At 68.4% G+C, this 23,136-nt stretch carries 19 protein-coding genes; 10 read left to right on the top strand and 9 right to left on the bottom strand.

The window, feature by feature from the left end; translation table 11 throughout:
- The first annotated feature begins 189 nt into the window (after positions 1-189).
- Positions 190-2,337 carry a methionine--tRNA ligase gene (gene metG, locus BTH42_RS03855; RefSeq protein ID WP_075295937.1) on the top strand — a complete coding sequence of 716 codons (2,148 nt, stop codon included), beginning with the start codon at positions 190-192 and terminating at the stop codon, positions 2,335-2,337.
- Positions 2,338-2,464: 127 nt separating this feature from the next.
- Here metG and BTH42_RS03850 read toward each other — a convergent pair whose 3' ends face one another.
- A complete protein-coding gene (locus tag BTH42_RS03850) occupies positions 2,465-6,895 on the bottom strand; it encodes a translocation/assembly module TamB domain-containing protein (RefSeq protein ID WP_075295935.1) in 4,431 nt (1,476 codons plus the stop codon).
- Positions 6,896-6,976: 81 nt separating this feature from the next.
- A complete protein-coding gene (locus BTH42_RS03845) occupies positions 6,977-8,839 on the bottom strand; it encodes an autotransporter assembly complex family protein (RefSeq protein WP_075295933.1) in 1,863 nt (620 codons plus the stop codon).
- 274 nt (positions 8,840-9,113) lie between these two features.
- Here BTH42_RS03845 and BTH42_RS03840 point away from each other — a divergent pair, with 274 nt between their 5' ends.
- From BTH42_RS03840 to panD, 4 genes are all read left to right on the top strand, one after another.
- Entirely contained in the window at positions 9,114-9,299 is a 186-nt protein-coding gene (locus BTH42_RS03840; RefSeq protein WP_075295931.1) for a DUF3460 family protein, read from the top strand.
- A gap of 20 nt (positions 9,300-9,319) precedes the next feature.
- On the top strand, positions 9,320-10,255 hold the full coding sequence (locus BTH42_RS03835) for a ScpA family protein (protein WP_075295929.1): 936 nt from the start codon (positions 9,320-9,322) through the stop codon (positions 10,253-10,255).
- Between the two features lie 299 nt (positions 10,256-10,554).
- Positions 10,555-11,388 (top strand): pantoate--beta-alanine ligase, encoded by an 834-nt coding sequence (gene panC, locus BTH42_RS03830; RefSeq protein ID WP_075295927.1) that lies wholly within the window; start codon positions 10,555-10,557, stop codon positions 11,386-11,388.
- A gap of 52 nt (positions 11,389-11,440) precedes the next feature.
- The gene (gene panD / locus BTH42_RS03825) at positions 11,441-11,827 is read left to right on the top strand and encodes an aspartate 1-decarboxylase (RefSeq protein WP_018431692.1); all 387 of its coding nucleotides are present in this window, start codon (positions 11,441-11,443) and stop codon (positions 11,825-11,827) included.
- Positions 11,828-11,869: 42 nt separating this feature from the next.
- On the opposite strand, the gene BTH42_RS03820 is transcribed toward panD, so the two are convergent.
- Entirely contained in the window at positions 11,870-12,508 is a 639-nt protein-coding gene (locus BTH42_RS03820; protein WP_075295925.1) for a ParA family protein, read from the bottom strand.
- A gap of 377 nt (positions 12,509-12,885) precedes the next feature.
- Between BTH42_RS03820 and BTH42_RS03815 the strand changes: the two genes are divergently transcribed.
- Entirely contained in the window at positions 12,886-13,305 is a 420-nt protein-coding gene (locus BTH42_RS03815; protein ID WP_075295923.1) for a PaaI family thioesterase, read from the top strand.
- Between the two features lie 216 nt (positions 13,306-13,521).
- On the opposite strand, the gene BTH42_RS03810 is transcribed toward BTH42_RS03815, so the two are convergent.
- Complete coding sequence (locus BTH42_RS03810; RefSeq protein ID WP_256701770.1) at positions 13,522-15,039, bottom strand: cobyric acid synthase; 1,518 nt, start codon at positions 15,037-15,039, stop codon at positions 13,522-13,524.
- Positions 15,040-15,169: 130 nt separating this feature from the next.
- Between BTH42_RS03810 and cobU the strand changes: the two genes are divergently transcribed.
- The 4 genes from cobU to BTH42_RS03790 all read left to right on the top strand — a co-directional run bounded on the left by cobU (position 15,170) and on the right by BTH42_RS03790 (position 18,711).
- Complete coding sequence (gene cobU / locus BTH42_RS03805) at positions 15,170-15,715, top strand: bifunctional adenosylcobinamide kinase/adenosylcobinamide-phosphate guanylyltransferase (RefSeq protein ID WP_075296112.1); 546 nt, start codon at positions 15,170-15,172, stop codon at positions 15,713-15,715.
- A complete protein-coding gene (gene cbiB / locus BTH42_RS03800) occupies positions 15,715-16,656 on the top strand; it encodes an adenosylcobinamide-phosphate synthase CbiB (protein ID WP_075295919.1) in 942 nt (313 codons plus the stop codon). The genes cobU and cbiB overlap by 1 nt, the downstream gene beginning before the upstream one ends.
- Positions 16,649-17,683, top strand: a complete 1,035-nt coding sequence (cobD, locus tag BTH42_RS03795; RefSeq protein ID WP_075295917.1) for a threonine-phosphate decarboxylase CobD — start codon at positions 16,649-16,651, stop codon at positions 17,681-17,683. The genes cbiB and cobD overlap by 8 nt, the downstream gene beginning before the upstream one ends.
- 80 nt (positions 17,684-17,763) lie before the next feature.
- On the top strand, positions 17,764-18,711 hold the full coding sequence (locus BTH42_RS03790) for a cobalamin-binding protein (protein WP_075295915.1): 948 nt from the start codon (positions 17,764-17,766) through the stop codon (positions 18,709-18,711).
- Positions 18,712-18,726: 15 nt separating this feature from the next.
- On the opposite strand, the gene cobC is transcribed toward BTH42_RS03790, so the two are convergent.
- The 5 genes from cobC to BTH42_RS03765 are packed head-to-tail and all read right to left on the bottom strand — an operon-like array spanning position 18,727 to position 23,125.
- A complete protein-coding gene (gene cobC / locus BTH42_RS03785) occupies positions 18,727-19,317 on the bottom strand; it encodes an alpha-ribazole phosphatase (protein ID WP_075295913.1) in 591 nt (196 codons plus the stop codon).
- A complete protein-coding gene (locus BTH42_RS03780) occupies positions 19,302-20,078 on the bottom strand; it encodes an adenosylcobinamide-GDP ribazoletransferase (RefSeq protein WP_075295911.1) in 777 nt (258 codons plus the stop codon). The genes cobC and BTH42_RS03780 overlap by 16 nt, the downstream gene beginning before the upstream one ends.
- A 27-nt stretch (positions 20,079-20,105) precedes the next feature.
- Positions 20,106-21,167 carry a nicotinate-nucleotide--dimethylbenzimidazole phosphoribosyltransferase gene (gene cobT / locus BTH42_RS03775; protein WP_075295909.1) on the bottom strand — a complete coding sequence of 354 codons (1,062 nt, stop codon included), beginning with the start codon at positions 21,165-21,167 and terminating at the stop codon, positions 20,106-20,108.
- Positions 21,168-21,209: 42 nt separating this feature from the next.
- The gene (locus tag BTH42_RS03770; RefSeq protein WP_075295907.1) at positions 21,210-22,064 is read right to left on the bottom strand and encodes an ABC transporter ATP-binding protein; all 855 of its coding nucleotides are present in this window, start codon (positions 22,062-22,064) and stop codon (positions 21,210-21,212) included.
- Entirely contained in the window at positions 22,061-23,125 is a 1,065-nt protein-coding gene (locus BTH42_RS03765; RefSeq protein WP_075295905.1) for an iron ABC transporter permease, read from the bottom strand. Before BTH42_RS03765 ends, BTH42_RS03770 begins: the two co-directional genes overlap by 4 nt.
- Between the last annotated feature and the right edge of the window lie 11 nt (positions 23,126-23,136).

Raw genomic sequence — 23,136 nt, 5'->3', positions numbered from 1 at the left:
GCTCCGGGGTTTATCAAACCCCGGTTTTTTTTGCCCGCTCGATTCGTGATTCATCTGACGCTTCGGGTCCGCGGCATCTGTAGCTCCCCGCTCCGCCCTCCCCGTCCAGCCTGCTGCCGCGCGCGCCGCGTCGAGCCTGCGCCCTGCTAAAATCCTCGTTTCGTCCCACCGCAGGCACCCCCGATCCTTATGTCAGCACCCGCCACCGATCTCACCGCAGGCGCGCCGTCCGGCCGTCGCCAGATTCTCGTCACGTCGGCCCTTCCGTATGCGAACGGGCAGATTCATATCGGCCATCTGGTCGAATATATCCAGACGGACATCTGGGTCCGGGCGCTGCGAATGCACGGCCACGAGGTCTACTACGTGGGCGCCGACGACACCCACGGCACCCCGGTCATGCTGCGCGCGGAAAAAGAAGGTCTGACGCCGAAACAGCTGATCGACCGCGTGTGGCAGGAGCACAAGCGCGACTTCGACAGCTTCGGCATTTCGTTCGACAACTACTACTCGACCGATTCCGACGAAAACCGCGTGCTCAGCGAAAACGTCTATCTCGCGCTGAAAGACGCGGGCCTGATCGACGCGCGCGAGATCGAACAGGCGTACGACCCGGTCAAGGAAATGTTCCTGCCGGACCGCTTCATCAAGGGCGAATGCCCGAAGTGCGGCGCGAAGGACCAGTACGGCGATAACTGCGAAGTGTGCGGCTCGACCTATCTGCCGACCGAACTGGTGAACCCGTACTCGGTGGTCTCGGGCGCGACGCCGATTCGCAAGACCTCCACGCACTACTTCTTCCGCCTGTCCGATCCGCGCTGCGAGAGCTTCCTGCGCGAATGGGTCGGCGGCCTCGCCCAGCCGGAAGCGACCAACAAGATGCGCGAGTGGCTCGGCGACGCCGGCGAAGCCAAGCTCGCCGACTGGGACATCTCGCGCGACGCGCCGTACTTCGGCTTCGAGATTCCGGGCGCGCCCGGCAAATATTTCTACGTGTGGCTCGACGCGCCGGTCGGCTACTACGCGAGCTTCAAGAACCTCGCCGAAAAGCGCGGCCTCGACTTCGACGCATGGGTGCGCAAGGGTTCGAAGGCCGAGCAGTATCACTTCATCGGCAAGGACATCCTGTATTTCCACACGCTGTTCTGGCCCGCGATGCTCGAATTCTCCGGCCATCGCACGCCGACCAACGTGTTCGCGCACGGCTTCCTGACCGTCGACGGCGCGAAGATGTCGAAGTCGCGCGGCACCTTCATCACCGCGCAAAGCGTGATCGACACCGGCCTGAACCCGGAATGGCTGCGCTACTACTTCGCGGCCAAGCTGAACAGCACGATGGAAGACCTCGACCTGAACCTCGACGACTTCCAGGCGCGTGTGAACAGCGACCTGATCGGCAAGTACGTGAACATCGCGAGCCGCGCGGCCGGCTTCCTGATCAAGCGCTTCGACGGCCGGGTGCAGGACAGCGCGATGCATCATCCGCTGCTCGGCACGCTGCGCGCCGCGCTGCCGCAGATCGCCGCGCATTACGAAGCGCGCGAGTACAGCCGCGCGCTGCGTCAGACCATGGAACTGGCCGACGCGGTCAATGCATACGTCGACACCGCGAAGCCGTGGGATCAGGCGAAAGACCCGGCCAACGCGGTCGCGCTGCATGAAACCTGTAGCGTCAGCGTCGAGGCGTTCCGCCTGCTGTCGCTCGCGCTGAAGCCGGTGCTGCCGAAGCTCGCCGAAGCGGTCGAAGCGTTCCTCGCGATCGAGCCGCTCAAGTGGGCCGACGCGAACCTGCCGCTCACCTCGGGTCGCCCGATCAACGCATACAAGCATCTGATGACGCGTGTCGATCCGAAGCAGATCGAAGCGCTGCTCGCGGCCAACCGCGATTCGCTGCAAGCCACGCCGGAAGCGGCGCCGGCCGATGCGAAGGGCAAGTCGAAGAACAGCGCGAAGGCCGATGCGAAAGCCGCGGCCGCCGCTCAGGACGACGGCTCGGGCATCATCTCGATCGACGATTTCGCGAAGGTCGATCTGCGCATCGCGAAGATCGTCGACTGCAAGGCGGTCGAAGGCTCGGACAAGCTCTTGCAACTGACGCTCGACGTGGGCGAAGAGAAGACCCGCAACGTGTTCTCGGGCATCAAGTCCGCGTATCAGCCGGAGCAGCTGATCGGCAAGCTGACCGTGATGGTCGCGAACCTCGCGCCGCGCAAGATGAAGTTCGGCCTGTCCGAAGGGATGGTGCTGGCGGCATCGGCGGCCGACGAGAAGGCCGAACCGGGTCTGTACGTGCTCGAGCCGCATAGCGGCGCGAAGCCGGGCATGCGGGTGAAGTAACGCGCTAGCGCGCCGCCGGGCGCGCGGCACCCGCAAGCAAAAATGGCACGCCTTAGGGCGTGCCATTTTTTTTACCGCTGCCGTTGAAGTGCTGCCGCCGGCCGCTCAAGCCGGCAGCGCGCCCCCATCACCACTTGAAGCGATCGAAGCGTCGCGTGTACAGCACGTCGGCGCCATAGAACGTCCCGCCATACACGACCAGCGACCAGTAGCGCGTCAGATTGAGGGTTGCCTTGATCGCGTTGCTGGCTGACTGCAAGCCCTGCTCATAGCCGATCACGAGCCACTCGTTGATCGCCTTCGACACCATCACGACCTGCGGATCGGTCAGACCCACATCGCTGCGGCCGATCGAGAACTCGTCGAGCCCGACCGTCTCCGCGATCCGCTTGCCGGTCGCGCTGCCGAGCAGCGCGAGCGCGGTCGTCATCGTGCTTTGCTGACCGAGGTTGTTGCCCTGGTCGGTGCCGTGACCGAACAGCAGCCACGACAGCTTTTCGTTGTCCGGCACGGCCGGCTCCGACACCAGTCGCGCGACCGGCGTCTGCAGCGTGCCGGTCACTTGCACGCCCGCCTCGACCTGCTGGTTGCGGCGCATCGCCAGAATATTGATGCCCGGATTGGTGACCGGCCCGTTGAACGTGAAGAAGCCATTCTCGATCGCGAGCTTGCGGCCGAACGCGGTATAGGTCGAGCCCGGCGTCACGCGCACGTTGCCGACCGCGCGCAGCGGCGTGTTCGGCGCGCTCATCGCGGTGATCGTGCCGGCGAGGCCGAGATCCGCGCCCGCCGCGCGGAAGCGGAAGTTGTTGCCCAGACCGATCTCGATGTTCGCGCGCGGCGCGAACGGACTGGCCGGCTGCGTGCCGGCCTCGCTCGGCGGCGGCCGGCCGCCGGAGCGGGTGCCGTCCGCACGGATGATCACGACGTCGTCGCCGAGACTCGGCGCGGCCTGCTCGGGCAGGTCGAACAGCGCGCTGTCGACCACGAACTTGCCGTTGATCGCCATCCCGCGCTCGGTGCCGCCGTTCGCGATGCTCGCGCTGCCCGACAGCGACAGATGACGGTCCGGCGACGCGAACACGTCGAGCTTGTCGGCGACGATGCTGGCGGTCAGATCGGGCTCCGAGCCGTCGAGCCGCACGCGCCCGGTCGCGCGCAACGTGCCGCTGGAGCCGCGGAACTCGACCTGCTGGAAGTCCACCATGTTCTCCGACAGCGCGATGCGCACCACCCCATCCTTCAGTTGCACGCCCTGGCTGACCACGGTCGCGGACAGGTCGTCGCCGACCAGCGAGCCGGTCACGTTGGGCTTCGCGACGGTGCCGTGCAGCGCGAGCCGCAACGCGAGATGGCCGTCGAGCAGATAGCTCGGGCCGAGCAGCCCGCCGGTGGTGCGCAGCGACGGCACGTTCGCGTTCACGTTGCCCGACAACGCGCTCTGCGGATCGACGGTGAGCAGGCCCTCGCGCAGCACCAGCGCGGTATGTGCGTCGGCATCGATTACCCCGACCCGGCTCGCCTGCGCGTGAACGGTCGCGTTCAACTGGTTGCCGCCGGTGAATTCGGCGCGCGCGCGCATCGCGGTGATGCCCATCGACGCCAGTCCGCGGCCGATCTCGACCGTCACGTCGCCGCTGCGCCGGTGCAGCTCGATGTGGCCGTTGGCGGTCGCGCCGAGCGAGAAGTCCCAGTCGCCGTCGAACACGAGATCGGTGCGCACCGCGGGCGGCTCGCCGGTAAGTTCGTGCCGCAGCTCCTGCAACCGCGCAAGCGACACGTCGGTCAGCGTGCCGGCCGACTGGATGCGGCCGTGCTCGAACGCGAACGACTTCAGGCTCAGCACCGCGCCTTCGATGGTCAGGCGCGTCGCGCCGAGCGTCAGATACCCGGGCCCGGCGCTGACCGCGAGCGGCGATTCGAGGTTCAGCGCCGGCGTGCCGCGATTTTGCAGACGCGTGACGCTGCCGTCCCAGCGCGTGCCGTCGCGCGAATCGGTCAGCTTGCCGTGCGCGGCGAGCGACAGATCGAGCGGGCGATCCTGCAGCTTGCCGGTCGCCGCGGCTTCGAGCGTATGGTTCGCGCGCGTGCCGGATAGCTTCGCGGTCAGCGTGTTCAGATCGACGCCGCCGGCGCTCAGGTTGCGCGCGTCGGTCGTGAACGCGAGCGCGCCGTTCGCGCCGTCGCGCAATTCGGCGTGGCCTTCCGCATGGCCGACGCGGTTCGTGCCGAACGCGACGTTCTCGGCCTTGTAGTTCAGCGTGACGTTCGGATGCGCGAACGAGCCGGTCAGGTCGCCGTCGGCGGCGAGCACGCCGGCGAGGCCGAAGCCGAGCCTATCGAGCTGCGGCGCGTCGACCCGGAAGCGCAGCCGGTCGCCGGGCGCGCCGAAGCTGCCCTGCACATCGACCTGATTGCCCGCCACCGACAGATTCGCGCGACTCGGCAGAATCCGCGAGCCGGCCAGCTGGATCGTGCCGCCGCCGGTCAGCGGCAGGTCGTCGTAGACGCTCGGGCCGAGCTTGAATTCGGCGCGGGTCGTGAAGGTCGGCGCGAGCACGCCTGTCGCGCTCAGCGTCGCGTTCACGCGCGCTTCGATCTTGCGCGCCGGCGGCGCCTTCGGCGCGGCGCGCTGGGCGGGCGGCGTCTTGCGCGTCAACACCTCGGTCTGCACCGCCGCCTTCGCGGTGTTCTTCGCGACCGCCGCGGCCTGATCGCCCGGGGCCGCGCTCTTCGCGCCGGCCGTGCTGCCGACCAGCGCGGCGGCCTGCGCCTGGCGCGCGCGCTGCGCGCCGCTCGTAACCGCAGCGGCAGCCGCGGGCGCCGCGACCGGCGTGCGCGCCGGCATCTGCGAAGTGAGCGACAGCGGATCGAAGTCGGTTAGTTGCGCCTTCAGGTTGTAGGTCGAATTGGCGTCGTGCTTGAGCGCGCCCGACAGATCGATGCGCCCGCGCCCCGAGGTGACGCGCACGTCGTTGAAGCTGATCCGCGCCGGGTCGAACGTGATCTTGCCTTGCGCGCGCAGCGCGGCGGCCGGGTCGGCAAGGTCGAGCGTCAGCGTCTGGATGTCGTCGTTCAGACGGATGCCGATCGGGCCGGCCAGTTGGGTGGGCCGCACCGTCGCCTGCAACGCGTTCAGGTCGAGCCGCGCGACCTTCAGATCGAGCTGGCCGCGCCGGCCGCTCAGCGTGCCGCTGCCGGTGACGCTCGCGTTGCGCACCAGCCGCAGGTTCAGGTTCGAGATGCTTTGCGTCTGCGCGTCGAGGCGCACGTCGGTGTTCGCGTCGATCAGCGGCAGCAGGTTCTGGTCGATCGCGCCAGGTTTCGCGTTGACGATCGACAGATGGCCGGCTACTGCGAAGCCCGCCGCGGGTTTGGCGTCCGCGTGGTGGTGGCCCAGGTTCAGGTGATGGCCGGGCTGGCTGGCCGCCGTCGCGGCGCGGTGGTCAGCCGCGCTGCCCGCCGAGGCGGCGCTAGCGGGGGTTGCCGCACCGCTCGCCGCTCCAATCGCCACGCCGCTTGCGGCGCTACCAGCGCCGGCACCGCTCGCCGCGCCCGCACCGCCGGCCCCGGCTCCAAGCAGTTCCACCGGCTGCAACTCCGCCCGCACCGCCAGATCCGCCAGCGGCGCGCCCGGCGCGAAAGCCTGCGGATTCACGTGATCGAAGCTCAGCGTCGCGCGTTGCAGCGGCACCGCGGCGAACGGCGTCGCCTCGACCCGCGCGTGACCGGTCAGCTTCATCCCGCTCGCGTCGATCTCGGCGGCCAGCTGTTCGAGCGTGCCGCTCAGATGGCCGCTCACCTGCACCGCCTCGTCGCGGACCTTGCCCGAATAGCCGACCTCGCCGGACAGCGGGAACGGCTTCGCGCCGTCGAGTTTCGCCGACGCGGTCACCGAGCCGAACGGCGTTTCCAGGCTTTCGACCGCCGCCTCGTGGTGCTGCCCGTCGCTGCGGCCATGAAACAGGAAGTGCGACAGCTCGGTCGTCGACGTGCCCTGATGCACCAGCAGCCGCTCGACCCGCACGTCGCGAATCTCGAGCTGCATCGGCAGACGCAGATCCTGCGGCAGCTTCAGCGGCTCGCTGCTGGTCGACGACGACGCGCCGACCCGCGCGTCGATCGTGCCGACGTGCAGATACTCGATCGTGAAGCGCCACGGTTCGCGGCCGAGCGCCCAGCGGCCCGCCGCGTAATCGATCCGGATGTCGGTGCCGCTGCCGTCGAGGCTGCGCCAGCGCACGTCGCGCAACTGCACCCCGCTCGCGAGCGTGCCGCCGTCGAATCTCCCCGCGAGCCGGCCGCCGAGCAGCTTGACCGCCGCCTGCCACGCATACGCGGTGCCGCGCTCGGTGGTCAGCGCGCCGTACAGCAGACCGCCCGCCAGCACCACGAGCAACACCAGCACGATCAGCGTGCCCGCGACCGTTTTCAGCAGCAGCCGGCCCCAGCGCCGCTTCGGCTTCGGCGGCGTGTCGGGACTCTGCTGCCCGGCCGGCTGGTCCGGCGGGGTGCCAGGCGGCTGCGCTGAGGGCGGATCGGTAACGTCGGTGGTCATGCGTGCAATGGGCGGCGAATTAGGCAGCGAATGGGACGGCGTTCGGGCGCGGCGAAAAGGTTGCGGAAGGTCATCGCGGGATCAGAACGCAATGCCCAGCGTGATGTACGGCCGCACTCGACGGTCGCGGATTCCATAGGCGAGATCGAGGTTGACCGGGCCGACCGGGCTGCGCCAGCGCGCGCCGAGGCCCGCGCCCGGATAGAAGACCTTGTCGCCCCAGGTATCGGTGGCGGTGCCGACGTCGAAGAACGCGGCCGCGCCCCAGTTGTGCGAGAACCAGTGCTGATATTCGACCGCGCTCGTCACCAGATATTTGGTCGGCAGGATCGAACCGGCGACGTCGTTACCGATGCTCTGGAAGCCGTAGCCGCGCACCGAATTCGAGCCGCCCGCGCGGAACAGCAGCGAGGCCGGAATGCCGCTCGAACTGCCGCTCGTGAACACGGCGCCGAGTTCGGCGCGGATCAGCACGATGTCGTCGGCGCCGATCGGCAGATACTGCTGGCCGCGCGCATAGCCGCGGATAAACGACTGGTCGGCCAGCAGCCCCTTCACCGCGAAGCCCGCCTCGACGTGGACCAGGTTGCCGCGCCGCGGGAACAGCGGGTCGTCGGTGTCGCGCCGGGTCCACGACCACGCCGGCACCAGCGCATGCGCCCAGGTGGGCGGCGCCGCGTTCTGGTCGAGCTTGTCGTTGTAGAACAGCAGCGAGTAGCTGTAGTCGAGGAACTGCGACGTGCGCGAGCGCTGCACGCCGCCGCGAATGCTGTAGATGCGGGTGTCGGACACGTCGGTGGTCGTGTACGACGCGAGCACGCTATTGGTCCACCCGCGCGGCCCCGGCGGCATCGACAGCTGGACCTGGCCGTATTGCTGGGTCTGGTCGGCGCGCCCTTCGACCGTGAACGGCCACGCCTTGCCGAACGTATTCAGATACGAATACGCGCCCTGCACCAGCGGGCCGTTGTCGGTCGAATAACCGACGCCGCCGCGGAAGCTGTGGAACGGGAATTCCGACACCTTCACGTGGACCGGCGTGTTCAGCGGCTTGGCCGGGTCGTTGTCGAGATCGATCGCGACGCTCGCGAAGTACGGCGTGTTCTGCAACTGCCGCTGCAGTTCGGCGACCGTGCGGGTGTCGTAGACGTCGCCCGGCGAAATCGGATTGACGTTGTGGACGATGCGCTCCGGATAGCGCCGCGTGCCCGATACGTCGATCTCGCCCATCGTGAAGGTCGGGCCGCTGTCATAGACCACCGACAGCTTCGCCTCGTGCGTGCGCGGATCGACCAGCGCCTCGGAGTGGTAGATCTTCGCGCCCAGATAACGTCGCGACTGCAACTGGCGCAGCGACGCGTTCTTCGCGTCGTCCCAGTCGCCCTGCGTGAACGGCTGGCCCTCGTGCAGCGAAAACGCGAAGCGGGTCGCGTTTTCCTGCGCCTCGTCTTCGGTCAGCACCGCGCCGCGAAACGACAGATCGACCGACGTGACCATGGTGCGCGGGCCCGCTTCGACCCGTACGGTGACCTGGCGCGCGTCGTCGGTGCTGCGCACGTCGGTGCTGACGATCGGCGAGAAATAGCCCTGGGTCGCGGCGAGATCGCGCACCTGTTGCGGGGTCGCGGTAATCAGGAAAGAGAACTGGTCGTCGCTGATGTCGGGCCGCTTCGCGAAACGCGCGATATCCAGGTGCTGTTCGAGCAGCTTGCGCAGCGAGCGCGGCTCGGCGATCACGTCGACCTTGTAGCTGGGCGACGTGCGTTTGGCCTGCGCTTCGCCGGCGCCCAGCAGCAGCCATAGACCGAGGCCGAGCCCGACGCTGAAGGCAAGCGAGACGCGCAGCCAGCGCCGCGCGAGCGCGTCACGTGCCGGCGCGCAGCCGCGCTTCAGGCCGGTTTCGCCACGCGCTGCGCGCGGCTTGTCAATCGTACCTCCCGCCAAACAGGACCTCCGGCCACAGTGGGTGAATTCTTGCGCCCCGCCGCGCAAAGCGCGCGCGGGGCATGCTATTTGACCACAACGGGACCGCCTCGGGACCGTCTCGCGAGGACTGCGGCGGCGGCGTTCGCGGCCCGCGTACTATCCCGAAAAAACAGGCCCGCGGCGATTTTCGACCGCGCGCGACGCATGCGGTAAAATCCCGGGCACCGGCGCCGTCGCAGGCACCTCGTGCCCACCGGCCGGACGCCACTTTCCCCCTCACGGACACCGAGCCATGTATCAATCGGACATCACGCAGTTCCTGAACCAGCTCAAGCAACAGAAGCCCAACCTGGAAGCCGAACAACGCCGCGGCCGCGCGCTGCTGTGGGACAAGCAGCCGGTCGACCTCGCCGAACGCGCCGAGCAGAAAGCGTCGCGCGTCGAACAGACGGCCTACCAGTACTACCAGAACTTCTGAGCGCCCCCGTCACGCCGAGCATGAGTCACGCCGACGACGCACACGGCCCGGGTCAACACCCCGCTCACGGTCCGGGCCAGGCTCCCGGGCCGGTTCAACTTCACGGCCCCGCGCCGGCTCCGGCCGATACCGCGCTCGCCGCACCCGCCACCGATTCGACGCCCGACACTGTCGACGGCATCGCGTTCGCGCGCCTGTACGGCGAGCCGCTGTTCAAACTGCCGAATGACCTGTACATCCCGCCGGACGCGCTCGAAGTGTTCCTCGAGACCTTCGAGGGACCACTGGATCTGTTGCTGTACCTGATCCGCAAGCAGAATTTCAACGTGCTCGACATCCCGATGGCGGATGTCACCGAGCAGTATCTCGGCTACGTCGAGCAGTTGCGCAAGACCAACCTTGAACTGGCGTCCGAATATCTGCTGATGGCCGCGATGCTGATCGAGATCAAGTCGCGCATGCTGCTGCCGGTCAAGAAGGCCGACACCGGCGAGGAAGCCGAGGATCCGCGCGCTGAACTGGTGCGCCGCCTGCTCGAATACGAGCAGATGAAGCTCGCCGCGCAACGCATCGACCAGTTGCCGCAACTCGGCCGCGACTTCCTGCGCGCCGAGGTCTATATCGAGCAGAGCATCACGCCGCGCTTCCCGGACGTCAGCAGCGACGACCTGCGGGCCGCATGGGCCGATGTGATCAAGCGCGCGAAGCTGGTCCAGCACCACAAGATTTCGCGCGAGGAACTGTCGGTGCGCGAGCACATGAGTCTAATCCTGCGGCAGTTGCAAAACGCGCGCTTCATCGAGTTTTCCGATTTGTTCGATACGAGCCGCGGCGTGCCGGTCGTCGTGGTGAACTTCATCGCGGTGCTCGAGCTGTGCCGCGAATCGCTGGTCGAGATCACCCAGGCGGAGCCGTTCGCGCCGATCTACGTGCGGCTCGCGTACCTGCCGGCCTGAGTCCAGAGAGAAGGCGAGCCACGCCCGATCGCACGAGCGTGGCTTTCACACCGCACCCGGGGAAACCCGCGCCGAGCCGGCAGCGCCATGCCTGGCAAGCCTCAGCGGCGCATGCGCGGCGCATACTCCGCAACCTGCTCCCGCCGGCCGCCGCGTTTCGGTGCGCCCGGCTCGCAAATCCACTACAATCCGCGCTCCGAACCCGTCATTGCCGGCAAGGCAGCGGCCCGCGCGGTTTTTCCGCGACGTCCCGGCCCACCGGCAAACGCGCGCCGCGCGAATCCACCCCCTGTCCGATCATGAAAGTCATCAGCTCGATCCACGAATTGCGCGACCAGTTGCGCGGCCAGAATCGCACGGCCTTTGTGCCGACGATGGGCAACCTGCACGAAGGCCATCTGTCGCTGATGCGCCTCGCGCGCCAGCACGGCGACCCGGTGGTGGCGAGCATTTTCGTCAACCGGCTGCAGTTCGGCCCGAACGAGGATTTCGACAAATATCCGCGCACGCTCGAAGCCGATATCGAGAAGCTGCAGAAGGAAGGCGTGTACGTGCTGTTCGCGCCGACCGAGAAGGATTTGTATCCGGAGCCGCAGGAGTACCGGGTGCAGCCGCCGCACGATCTGGGCGACATCCTCGAGGGCGAGTTCCGCCCGGGCTTTTTCCACGGCGTCTGCACGGTGGTGATGAAGCTGATGTCGTGCGTGCAGCCGCGCGTCGCGGTATTCGGCAAGAAGGATTACCAGCAGCTGATGATCGTGCGGCAGATGTGCCACCAGTTCGCGTTGCCGACCGAGATCGTCGCCGCCGAAACCGTGCGCGACACCGACGGCCTCGCGCTCAGTTCGCGCAACCGGTATCTGTCGGCCGCCGAGCGCGCCGAGGCGCCGGTGCTGGCGCTCGAACTGAACCGGATTCGCGACGCGGTGCTGGCCGGCGAGCGCGATTTCGCGAAACTCGAACAGACGGCCACCGCGGCACTCGCCGCGCGCGGCTGGAAGCCCGACTACATCGCGATCCGCAAGCGCTCGAACCTCATCGCGCCCGCCGCGCAGGATGCCAACGCACCGCTCGTCGTGCTGGCCGCCGCCAAACTCGGCGCGACCCGGCTGATCGACAACCTCGAAATCTGACGCCGCGACGCGCGCGCCAGCAAGTCACACTGAGATTCACACAGGATTGGTCATGCAACGCAACATGCTGAAGTCGAAGATTCACCGCGTCGCGGTCACGCACTGCGAACTGCACTACGAAGGTTCGTGCGCGATCGACGAAGATCTGCTCGAAGCGGCGAACATCGTCGAAAACGAGCGCATCGACATCTGGAACATCAACAACGGCGAGCGCTTCTCGACCTACGCGATCAAGGGCGAGCGCGGCAGCGGGATGATTTCGCTGAACGGTTCGGCCGCGCGGCGCGCGCAGCTCGGCGACCTGGTCATCATCGCGGCGTTCGCGGTGGTCGACGAGGCGGAACTGAAAGCGGGCTGGAAGCCGGACCTCGTGTTCGTCGATGAAAACAACAAGATCAAGGGCAGCCGCGATCACGTGCCGACCCAGGCCTGGAGTTAAGCGGCGCGGCCCGGTTTTGCCGGGTCGGTTGCCCCTCTACCCTTAGCCTTTCCTGCCGGTGCCGTTCGTCCATTCGACGATCGGCTGCCACTGCTCGAGATCCTTCTCGACCCGGCTCTTCGCGACGTCCCACAGCGTCAGCCCATGCGCGGCGAGCTGCACATAGTTCTGCGTATCGCGCAGATAGCCGAGCACCGGCAGCTTCAATCCCTCGACAAAACGATGCAGCTGCTCGGCCGAGCGGGTGCGCGCATCGACGCGCATGCCGACCACGCCGACCTCGATCGTGCCCTTCCTGACCGCCTTTTCCTTCGTGAGCCGCTCGAGAAATTCCTGGGTCGCGAGGATATCGAACATCGACGGCTGCAGCGGCACGATCACCTTGTCCGCCAGTTCCAGCGCGATCCCCAGGCGATTGCCGTGCAGACCGGCCGGCGTATCGATGACCGCGTGTTCGAGCCCCTTCGGCGGCTTCGCGGGTGCGTCGGGATTGACCTCCCAGGTTTCGATGGCCGGCAGCGTCGCGGGCCGCAGGTCCAGCCACGCGTGCGCGGACTGCTGCTTGTCGAGGTCGGCCAGCGCGACCCACTCGCCCATCGCCGCGAAATAGCCGGCCAGATTGGTCGATAGCGTGCTCTTGCCCACGCCGCCCTTCGGATTCGCCACCACGATCACCGACATGAATTCTCCCGGAAAGAAGGCTGGACGCCGCCAGCCGGTTTGCCGCGCTACTGCTGTTGCTGCTGCTCGGACTGCTGCTGTTGCTGCTGTGGTTGCCGCCGCGGTTGCCACGGTTACCGCAGCGGTTGCCGCCGCGGTTGCCACGGTTACCGCCGCTGTTACCGGTGCGGCCGGCGTTGCCGCGGTTGCCGCGCCTGGCGCCGGTCCGCGCCGAACGGCCAGGGCAACCTGACGATTCCCCCGCCGCGAGTTCGCGCACGAGCTTCGCCCAGCGGTCCAGCCGTTGATAATATCGACAAATCCAGCGTGGCCGAAGCCCCCGCGACGCGAATCGGCCGTCTGAACCCGCCGTTTTTTTCGACAAGGACCTGAATCTCATGAGCAAACTGCGCCCGGAATACACCGTCGAACGTCTGCACGAACGCCAGAAAGGCAAGCTGCCGGAACTGCTCGGCGTGCGCGTGCTGTCGGTCGACCAGGACACGCTGGTCGCCGAACTGACGGTGCGCGAGGAAGTGCTCGCGCCGAACGGCTTCCTGCACGCGGCCACCGTGATCGGCCTCGCCGACACCGCCTGCGGCTACGCGTGTCTCGCGCACCTGCCGGAGACCGCCCGCAATTTCACGACGATCGAACTGAAGAGCAACTTTCTCGGCACCTCGACCCAGGGCACGATCCGCGCGGTCGCGAAGGGCGTGCACCTGGGGCGCAGCACGCAGGTGTGGGATGCGACCGTGACCGATCCGGACGGCAAGACGATCGCGCTGTTCCGGTGCACGCAGATGGTGTTGTATTGAGCGTGGTGTGGCGCGAGCCCGCACGGCTCGCACCGGTGCAAGCGCGATAGCACGCGGCCTGGCAGGCGCGTGCTTTTTTTGCGCCGCGCCGCTGGTACTAATTAATCAGCGCCCATCCACGGGCGCTGATTCCCGACGCTAATTCCCGGCGCTGATCCCCGGCGCTAATCCCCGGCGTTGATCCCCGACGCTGATTCCCGGCGTCAGCCCCAGGCGTTACCCCACCGCCGCGAACACCCGCTCCATGTCCAGATGCTCGGCCAGCGTATCGGCGAGCCGCTCCAGCGACGCTTCGCGCAACGCCGGGTAGTCGATCTGTTCGGCGTCGCTCAGGCCCGCCCAGCCGAGCAGCGCCGCGCACGCAGCCGGCGTGTCGAACAGCCCGTGCACGTAGGTGGCGAGAATCTGGCCATCGGCGGACAACGCACCGTCCGGGCGCGCGGCAACCGCGCCACCGCCGGGCTGACCATCGCTGCGCTCACCGCACTCACCGCACTCACCACGCTCACCTTCGAGCCGCAGCGCGGGCACATCGAGCGCCGGCCCGCGTGTCTCGCCCATATGAATCTCATAGCCGGCGACCTCCGGCGCGCCCGGCAGCGCGAGGCGCCCGGTCACGTTCTTCAGCGTCTTCTCGCGCGTGAGCACCGTCGAATAATCGAGCCAGCCGAACCCCGCGAAATTGCCCGGCGCGCCCTCGATCCCGTGCGGATCGGCAATCTCGCGCCCCAGCATCTGCATCCCACCGCAAATACCGATCACCCGCCCGCCGTAACGCAGATGCCGCGCAAGCACCTCGTCCCAGCCCTGCTCGCGCAGAAACGCGAGATCGCCCGGCACGTTTTTCGAGCCCGGCAGGATGATCAGATCGGCGGGCGGCATCGGCATGCCGCTGCGCACGTAGTGAAAATCGACCTGCGGATGCACGCGCAGCGCGTCGAAATCGGTGTGATTGCTGATGTGCGGCAGCACCGGCACGACCACCCGCAGCAGCCGGCCCGCATCGCCGCTGCCGGCCGCACGCAGCTCGGGCGGCAGCATGTCCTCGGCATCGAGCGTCAGGCCGTGCAGATACGGCACCACGCCGAGCACCGGCTTGCCGGTCCGCGCTTCGAGCCAGTCGAGGCCGGGCTGCAGCAGGCTGACGTCGCCGCGAAAGCGATTGATGATGAAGCCGCGCACGCGCGCCTGCTCGCTCGCCGACAGACACGCGAGCGTGCCGGTCAGATGCGCGAACACGCCGCCGCGATCGATGTCGGCGACCAGCACGACCGGGCAATCGACCGCCTCCGCGAAGCCCATGTTGGCGATGTCGCGGTCGCGCAGATTGATCTCGGCCGGGCTGCCCGCGCCCTCGACGAAAATCGTGTCGTACGCCGCGCGCAGCCGCGCATACGACTCCAGCACCGCCTCGAACGCGACCGGCTTGTAGTCGTGATACGCGCGCGCATCGAGATTCATCCGCGCCTTGCCGTGGATGATCACCTGCGCGCCGCGATCGCTGGTCGGCTTCAGCAGCACCGGGTTCAAGTCAGTGTGCGCGGCGATCCCGGCCGCCACCGCCTGCAGCGCCTGCGCGCGGCCGATCTCGCCGCCGTCGACGGTCACCGCGCTATTGAGCGCCATGTTCTGCGGCTTGAACGGCGCGACCCGCGCGCCGGCACGGCGGGCGAGACGGCATAGGCCGGCGACCAGCGTGCTCTTGCCCGCATCGGACGTGGTGCCCTGGATCATCAGCGTGCCGCGCGGCACGGGCAAGGCGTCGAAGGGAGTCTTGGTTCGGGTCACGGCGAGGCGGTCGGGTCGGAGGATGGGCGGTCAACAGGCGAGCGGCATTATCCCACCGCGCCGGTACAATCTCGCGATGACTTCCCGCGATCTCACCTTCGTCCTCGGCGGCGCCCGCTCGGGTAAGAGCGCGCACGCGGAGCGGCTTGCCAGCGACAGCGCGCTGCCCGTCACCTACATCGCCACCGCGCGCGTGACCCACGACACCGAATTCAGCGCGCGCATCGCGCATCACCGCGAGCGGCGGCCCGCGCATTGGCGGCTGGTCGAAGCGGACCGCGATCTGGCGGGCGCGATCGCCCGACACGACGCACCGGGCCAGTGCCTGCTGATCGACTGCCTGACGCTGTGGCTCGCGAACCTGCTGTGTCCCGCCGACGGCGCCGCCGCCCCGCTATCCGACTACCACGCCCACTCCGCTGCCCTCGAAGCGGCGCTCGCCGGCGCGCGCGGCAAGCTGATCGTGGTCAGCAACGAAATCGGTCTCGGCGTGGTGCCTTTGGGCGAAGCCACGCGTTTGTACGTCGACGAACTCGGCCGCCTCAACCAGCGCGTCGCCGCGTTGAGCAGCACCGCGACGCTGCTGGTCGCCGGCCTGCCGCTCGCGCTGAAAGGCGCGTGATGCTGACGCTGACGATGCCGCTGATCGCGACGCTCGCCGTGTTCGGCGTGGTCGTCGACCGCTGGTTCGGCGAGCCGCGCCGCGCGCATCCGCTGGTCGGCTTCGGCAACTGGGCCGCGCGCCTCGAGGCGCGCTTCAATCACGGCCGGCGGCTGCGGGTCAAAGGGATGCTCGCGTGGGCGCTGGCGGTGCTGCCGCCGGTCGCGATCGCGTGGGCGCTGGTCGCGGTGCTGCCGTTGTTCGCGGCCTGCGCGCTGCACGTCGCGCTGCTGTGGTTCGCGCTCGGCGCACGCAGCCTGCGCGATCACATCGCGCCGATCGGGCACGCGCTCGGTCAACACGATATCGACAGCGCGCGCGAGTTGACCGCGCGGATCGTATCGCGCGACACCGCGCAAGCCGACGAAGCCGCGCTCGCGCGCGCGGCGGTCGAATCGGCGCTGGAGAACGGCAACGACGCGATCTTCGGCGCGCTGTTCTGGTTCGCGATCGCAGGCGGACCGGGCGCGCTCGGCTTTCGCCTCGCCAATACGCTCGACGCGATGTGGGGCTATCGCACGCCGCGCTATCTGCGCTTCGGCTGGGCCGCCGCGCGCTTCGACGACGTGCTCAACTGGATTCCCGCGCGCCTGACCGCGACGACCTATGCGCTGCTCGGCGATACGCTGACCGCGTGGCGCTGCTGGCGCGAGCAGGCGCCGCGCTGGGACAGCCCGAACGCGGGGCCGGTGATGGCGGCGGGCGCCGGCAGTCTGAACGTGCTGATCGGCGGCGCGGCGGTTTATCACGGCACGCTCGAACAGCGGCCGACGCTCGGCTTCGGGCATCCGGCCGAAGCCCGCCATGTCGGCGCCGCGTTGGTGCTGGTCGAGCGCTCGCTGATTTTCTGGCTGGCCGTGCTGCTCGTGCTGGCGTTGCTGAGCGTGCCGTTGCATGGCTGAGCAGATCGCACACGGCGGCAACCTGCACGAAGCGGCGACGCGTTACGGCATCGCATACGAGCAATGGCTGGATCTGTCGACCGGCATCAATCCGCACGGCTATCCGGTGCCGCCGGTGCCCGCCGATGCATGGCGGCGCCTGCCCGACGATGGCGACGGCTTCGCCGCGCGCGCCGCGCTCTACTACGGCGCGCCCGCTGCCTCCCACGTGCTGCCGGTCGCCGGCAGCCAGGCGGCAATCCGCGCATTGCCGACGCTGCTGCCGCGCGCAACGGTCGGGATCGCGCCGCTCACCTACGGCGAATACGCACCCGCGTTCGCGCGCGCCGGCCACGACATCGCAACGCTCGACGTGCACAGCGACACGTTGCCCGCCGCGCTTACGCACGTCGCGATCGTCAATCCGAACAACCCGACCGCGACGCATCTCGATGCCGCCCGGCTGCTGCACTGGCACGCGCAACTGCGTGAGCGCGGCGGCAGTCTGCTGGTCGACGAAGCGTTCGCCGATACGTTGCCGCGCGAATCGCTCGCGGCGCACACGCATCGCGACGGGCTGATCGTGCTGCGCTCGCCGGGCAAGTTCTTCGGTCTCGCGGGCGTGCGCGCCGGCTTCGTGCTGGCCGCGCCCGCGTTGCTCGCGCGCTTGCGCGATACGCTGGGCGCGTGGACGGTCAGCGGCCCCGCGCGTCACGCGGTGAGCGCCGCGTTCGCCGACACCGCGTGGCACGCGCACATGCGCGCACGGCTCGACGGGGAAAGCGCGCGGCTGTTCAAGCTGCTGCATGCGGCGGGTTTCGCGACGCGCGGCACGCCGCTGTTCGCATGGACCGACGATGCACGCGCCGCCGCCTTGCACGAGGCGCTCGCGCGGCGTGGCGTGTGGACGCGATTGTTTGCGCCGTCAGCGGATGCGCCAGGCGGCAGCATTCGTTTCGGGCTGCCAGGGACCGAGGCCGAATGGGTTCGCTTTGAAGAACAGTTACGAGAGGCCGTGCAGGAGATCGAAGCCGGACATGCGGGTTAGCGTGCGCGTTCACTCCAGCCCTGCGCCCGCCTGCACAGCCCCGTCCGCCACGCCCAATGTTTGATGACCGCCCCACCCCGATGATCCGCTTCCCCCGCCTCGCTCGTTTCGTCTGCGCCACCGTGAGCCTTCGCCGCCATCTCCACGCTGCCGCCGCCCTATCGTTCGCACTCGCCACATCAAGCGCCCACGCCGCAATCACCGTCACCGACGACAGCGGCGCCACCGTCACACTCTCCGCACCCGCACAGCGCGTGATCAGCCTCGCGCCGCACGTGACCGAGTTGCTGTACGCGGCCGGCGGCGGCCCGAAAATGGTCGGCGCGGTGTCGTACAGCGACTACCCACCGGCCGCGCTGCAACTGCCGCGGGTCGGCGACAACAAGGCGCTCGACCTCGAGCGCATCGTCGCGCTGAAGCCCGATCTGATCGTCGTGTGGCGGCATGGCAATGCGCAGCGCCAGCTCGAACGTCTGCGCGAGCTGCGCGTACCGCTGTTTTTCAGCGAACCGCGGCGCCTGGACGACATCGCCGTATCGCTGACGAAGCTCGGCCAGTTGCTCGGCACATCGCCGACCGCGGATGCAGCCGCATCCGCCTATCGCAACGACATCGCCAGGCTGCGCACGCAGTACTCGCAGCGCCCGAGCGTCAGCGTGTTCTACCAGGTCTGGGATAAGCCGTTGATGACCCTCAACGGCGAGCACATGCTCAGCGACGTGATCGCGCTATGCGGCGGCCGCAACGTATTCGCGGGCCTTCAGCCGCTGGTGCCGACGGTATCGACCGAAGCGGTGCTGGCCGCCAATCCTGATGCGATCGTCACGGCCGCGCCGGGCGCGACGCGGCCCGACACGCCGCTGCCGCAACTCGACACGTGGCGCGCGTGGCCGCGCCTCGCGGCGGTCGCGAATAACAACCTGTTCGCAATCGACGGCGATCTGCTCAACCGTCCGGCGCCGCGTCTCGCGCAAGGCGCGCAGCTGCTGTGCGAGGATCTGGAACTCGCGCGCTCGCGCAGAAAGTAGTCGACGCGCAAGCGCTCACGCATTCCACCGCACCAGCGCCCACTGCTGCGTCTCGTCATCGCGCCGCAACCAGACGATCCCGGTCATATCGAGCTGCCATTGCAGGCAGCGCGCGAGCGGCACCTCCAGCACCCACGACGCGATCGCGCGCATCACCCCCGCATGCGTGACCACATACGCGGGCGACAGCTCCCGCGTCTGCGCAAACGCATCGAACCACGACTGCACGCGTCCGACGAACTGCGCGACGCTCTCGCCGCCATGCGCGCGCGCATGTTCGAAATCGGCGGCCCAGTCGTCGAGTTGCGCGCGATCGATCGCGTCCCAGCGCTGCGTCTCCCAATCGCCGAAATCCATTTCCTTCAGGTTCTCGTCGTGGCTGACCACGCAGCCGAAATCGTTGGCAATCTCGGCCGCGAGCGCCGCGCAACGTGTCAGTGGACTCGAAATCAGCACGCGCGGCGCGGGCACCTGCAAGGTCGCGAACTTCATCGCGAGCGCGTTCGACGACACCTCGGCGTTTTCGGCCAACGCGACGTCGCTGTGGCCGTAACAGACGCCCGCGTCGAGCGCGACGGCCGGATGACGAATCAGGACGATATCCATGCGAGCCCCACCAGGTAGATGCTCAATTCGAAGATTTGCTGCGCGAAGCCGAGGCAGTCGCCGGTATAGCCGCCGATGCGTCTGACGAAATAACGGCCGATCGCGAAGCGTAGTGTGAGTAGCACGGCACAAGTGAGCGCGGCGAACCGCCAGTCGGGCGCGCCGGGCCCGTTCGGCCACAGCAGCCACGGTAGCCCGAACAGCGCCGCGCACAACAGCGCGGGGCCGCTCAGGCGCTGCGCGACCGGCTTCGCCTTGCCCACGGCGCGCACGTAGTCGAGCGTGGCCAGGTAGCTGATCGCGCACGCGCGGCTCGCGCCGTGGGCGGCAATCATCAGACTGGCGGCACGCACCGGCGGCAGGGACGCGAGCGTTTGCCACTTCATCGCCAATGCGATCACCAGCGCGATGGCGCCGAATGCGCCGATGCGTGAGTCCTGCATGATGCGCAGCGCATCGTCGCGCGAATAGGCGCCACCGAACGCATCGACGCAATCGGCGAGACCGTCTTCGTGAAACGCGCCGGTCAGCAGCAGCGACGCGGCCATCGACAGCAGCACCGCGACGCCGGCCGGAAACACCCGCAACGCGACGAGATAGACGAGCGCGCTGAAGCCGCCGATCAATACGCCGACCAGCGGAAAGTAGCGCGCGGCCGCGTTCAGATAGTGCGGCTCGTAGCCGACCCAGCGCGGCACCGGCACGCGCGTGAAATAACCGAGCGCCGTGAAGAAGTAGCGCAATTCCGCGAGCGGGTTCACGAGCGAAGCGAAAACGTGGTGGTTTTGTCAGACATCGCGATCCGCGACGCCGGCCGAATCGAAGCTCGCCATCTCGTTGACGAACGCCGCCGCCGCGCGCAGCAGCGGCACCGCGAGCGCCGCGCCGGTGCCTTCACCGAGGCGCAGGTCGAGCGACAGCAACGGCTGCGCGCCGAAGTGATCGAGCATGCGCCGGTGCCCGGCCTCGTTCGACGCATGCGCGAACACGCAGTACTCGCGCACGTCGGGCGCGAACGCATCGGCGACCAGCAATGCCGAGGTCGCGATAAAGCCGTCGACGAGGATCGTCATGCGCGCTTCGGCGGCCGCCAGATACGCGCCCGCCATCATCGCGATTTCGAAACCGCCGAAGGTCGCGAGCACGTCGAGCGGCGCGCGCGCGTCCGGGTGCCGCGCGAGCGCCGACGCCAGCACGTTGCGCTTGCGCGCGAGCCCGGCGTTGTCGAGACCGGTGCCGCGGCCGACGCATTCGTCGATCGGCACGTCGCACAGCCGGCTCATCAGACACGCGGCCGCCGACGTGTTCGCGATCCCCATCTCGCCGAAGCCGATCACGTTGCTGCCGAGCGCCGCGTGATGACGCACGCGCGCGGCGCCCGCCTGCATCGCGGCGAGCGCTTCGGCCGGTGTCATCGCCGGTTCGTGCGCGAAGTTGCGGGTGCCGCGCGCGACCGGAATGTCGACCAGTCCATCGGCCGACGGCAACGGCGTCGCGACGCCCGCGTTGACCACTTCGAGTTCGGCGCCGGCGACGCGACTGAGCGCATTGATCGCCGCGCCGCCGGCGACGAAGTTGGCGACCATCTGCGCGGTCACCGCCTGCGGATACGGGCTCACGCCTTCGGCGGCGATGCCGTGATCGCCGGCGAATACGATCATCACCGGACGCTGCACGCCCGGTCGCGTGCTGCGCTGGATCAGGCCCATCTGACGCGCGAGCGTTTCGAGCCGGCCGAGGCTGCCCGGCGGCTTGGTGCGCGTATCGATGAGCTGTTGCAGTTCGGCGCGCAACGTTTGATCGAGCGGTGCGACTTCGGGCAAACCGGCTGGGCACGGATGGCGGGTCATAGGTGCGAGAGAAAACGGAAAAGAGGATGTCGGGAGAAAAGATCAGTCTGACGAGATGTCATGCCTGACCGCCGATTCATGCGACGAGCGCGGCGCGGGAATCAGCGCCTCGTGCTCGCCGTCGCGAATCAGAATCAATGGATAGCCGAACGCGCGGCTCGCCAGCTCGGGCGTCAACACATCGCGCACGGGGCCTGCATGCGCGCCGCCGTTGCCGTCGAGCAGCAACGCGTGGGTCGCGAAACGGCGCGCAAGGTTCAGGTCGTGGCACGAGAACAGCACGCAGCGCGACGGCGCGGCAGTGGACTCGCGCGTCCACGCGCTCAGCGCTTCGAGACAGTCGATCTGATGATGCAGGTCCAGATGCGACAACGGTTCGTCGAGCAGCAACAGCGGCGCCTGCTGGCACAGCACCGCCGCGAGCGCGACGCGTTGACGTTCGCCGCCCGATAACGACAGCACGTCGCGGGTCGCGAACCGCGCGAGACCGAGCAACTCCAGCGCCTTGTGCGCGGCCGCGCGATCCTCGTCGCGCTCCCAGCCCCAACCGGTCAGATGCGGGAAACGGTTCAGCAGCACGATATCGAGCACGCTGGCGCTGAATGCATCGGCCGCGCTTTGCGGCATCAACGCGCGACGCCGCGCGAGCGCTTGCGCCTGCCAGTCGGCGAGCGGCACGCGATCGAGTTCGACGTGACCCGCCGACGGTTGCAATAGTCCTGCGAGTGTCGACAGCAGCGTCGTCTTGCCGGCGCCGTTCGGGCCGGCGATGCACCAGATTTCGCCGGCATGAAAGCTGTACGTGAATGCGTCGAGCAGCGTGCGCGCGCCGGCTTGCAAGTTCAGGCGTTGCACGCTTAGCAGTGCGGTGGCGGAAGTGTCGGGGGCTGGCATCATCGGCGGCGCTTGAGCAGCATCCACAGAAACACCGGCACGCCGACCAGCGACGTGATCACGCCGACCGGCAACTGCGCGGGCGCGATCACGGTACGCGCGATCAGGTCCGCGCCCATCACCGCGACTCCGCCGCCAAGCGCGGCGGCCGGCAACAGCATCCGTTGATCGTTGCCGAACGCGAGCCGCAGCATATGCGGGACCACCAAGCCGACGAAGCCGATCGTGCCCGCCGTGGTCACCGCGGCAGCCGCCGCCAGCGACGCGACCAGGTACACCCGCAACCGCAGCGGCATCACCGCGACGCCGAGCGCTTGCGCGGCGGCGTCGCCGCGCAGCAGCACGTTCAGACGCGGCGCGGCCGGCAGGATCGCGATCAAGGCGACTGCGAGCGCAAGCAATGCGGTCCACGGCAGCGCGCCGCCGTTCAGATCGCCGGTCAGCCAGAACAGCATCCCGCGCAAGCGGCTGTCGGGAGCGAGATTGAGCAGCAGCGTGATCAGCGCGCCCCACCCGGCCGCGATCACCGCGCCGGTCAACAGCAAACGGGGCGACGTGTCCTGCGGTTCGCCGCGCCACAATTCGCGGCGCGCGAGACCGAGCACCAGCAGGATCGATACGAACGCGCCCGTGAATGCGCTTGCGTCGACAAGCCACCACGCGCCGCCTGCGATCATCGCGACCAGCGCGAACGTCGCCGCGCCGCCCGACACGCCGAGCACGTACGGTTCGGCCAGCGGATTGCGCAGCAGTACCTGCAAAAGCGCGCCCGCGAGTGCGAGCAACGCGCCGCACGCAAAGCCGGCGAGTGCGCGCGGCAAACGCAACGTGCGAACGATTTCGCCGGCGAGGTCGTCAGCAGGCGCGCCGCCGAACCCATGCGACGGCAGCAGCGCCGCGAGCACCTGCGACGGCGCAAGCGGCACGCTGCCGAGCGCGAGCGATGCCGCCAGCACGGCCAGCGCGACAAGCGCGAGCCCGAGCCAGATGATGGCCGCGCGCTTCGCGTTCATCGTGTGCAAGGGCGGCATCGTCGCGGGCAGCGAACCGTGCGTGCGGTTCATTCGTGCGCGCT

The organism is Burkholderia sp. SRS-W-2-2016 (genome assembly GCF_001931485.1).
Lineage (GTDB): Bacteria > Pseudomonadota > Gammaproteobacteria > Burkholderiales > Burkholderiaceae > Paraburkholderia.
Note: the sequence above shows the minus strand (reverse complement) of the source record. Positions and strands in the feature narration are given on the sequence as shown.

Coding starts and splice junctions, on each gene's coding strand:
- metG (WP_075295937.1), top strand. CDS start 190: ATGTCAGCACCCGCCACCGATCTCACCGCAGGCGCGCCGTCCGGCCGT.
- BTH42_RS03810 (WP_256701770.1), bottom strand. CDS start 15,039: ATGATCCAGGGCACCACGTCCGATGCGGGCAAGAGCACGCTGGTCGCC.
- panD (WP_018431692.1), top strand. CDS start 11,441: ATGCAACGCAACATGCTGAAGTCGAAGATTCACCGCGTCGCGGTCACG.
- cbiB (WP_075295919.1), top strand. CDS start 15,715: ATGCTGACGCTGACGATGCCGCTGATCGCGACGCTCGCCGTGTTCGGC.
- cobC (WP_075295913.1), bottom strand. CDS start 19,317: ATGGATATCGTCCTGATTCGTCATCCGGCCGTCGCGCTCGACGCGGGC.
- BTH42_RS03850 (WP_075295935.1), bottom strand. CDS start 6,895: ATGACCACCGACGTTACCGATCCGCCCTCAGCGCAGCCGCCTGGCACC.
- BTH42_RS03770 (WP_075295907.1), bottom strand. CDS start 22,064: ATGATGCCAGCCCCCGACACTTCCGCCACCGCACTGCTAAGCGTGCAA.
- BTH42_RS03840 (WP_075295931.1), top strand. CDS start 9,114: ATGTATCAATCGGACATCACGCAGTTCCTGAACCAGCTCAAGCAACAG.
- cobT (WP_075295909.1), bottom strand. CDS start 21,167: ATGACCCGCCATCCGTGCCCAGCCGGTTTGCCCGAAGTCGCACCGCTC.
- cobD (WP_075295917.1), top strand. CDS start 16,649: ATGGCTGAGCAGATCGCACACGGCGGCAACCTGCACGAAGCGGCGACG.
- BTH42_RS03835 (WP_075295929.1), top strand. CDS start 9,320: ATGAGTCACGCCGACGACGCACACGGCCCGGGTCAACACCCCGCTCAC.
- BTH42_RS03790 (WP_075295915.1), top strand. CDS start 17,764: ATGATCCGCTTCCCCCGCCTCGCTCGTTTCGTCTGCGCCACCGTGAGC.
- BTH42_RS03815 (WP_075295923.1), top strand. CDS start 12,886: ATGAGCAAACTGCGCCCGGAATACACCGTCGAACGTCTGCACGAACGC.
- panC (WP_075295927.1), top strand. CDS start 10,555: ATGAAAGTCATCAGCTCGATCCACGAATTGCGCGACCAGTTGCGCGGC.
- BTH42_RS03765 (WP_075295905.1), bottom strand. CDS start 23,125: ATGAACCGCACGCACGGTTCGCTGCCCGCGACGATGCCGCCCTTGCAC.
- cobU (WP_075296112.1), top strand. CDS start 15,170: ATGACTTCCCGCGATCTCACCTTCGTCCTCGGCGGCGCCCGCTCGGGT.
- BTH42_RS03820 (WP_075295925.1), bottom strand. CDS start 12,508: ATGTCGGTGATCGTGGTGGCGAATCCGAAGGGCGGCGTGGGCAAGAGC.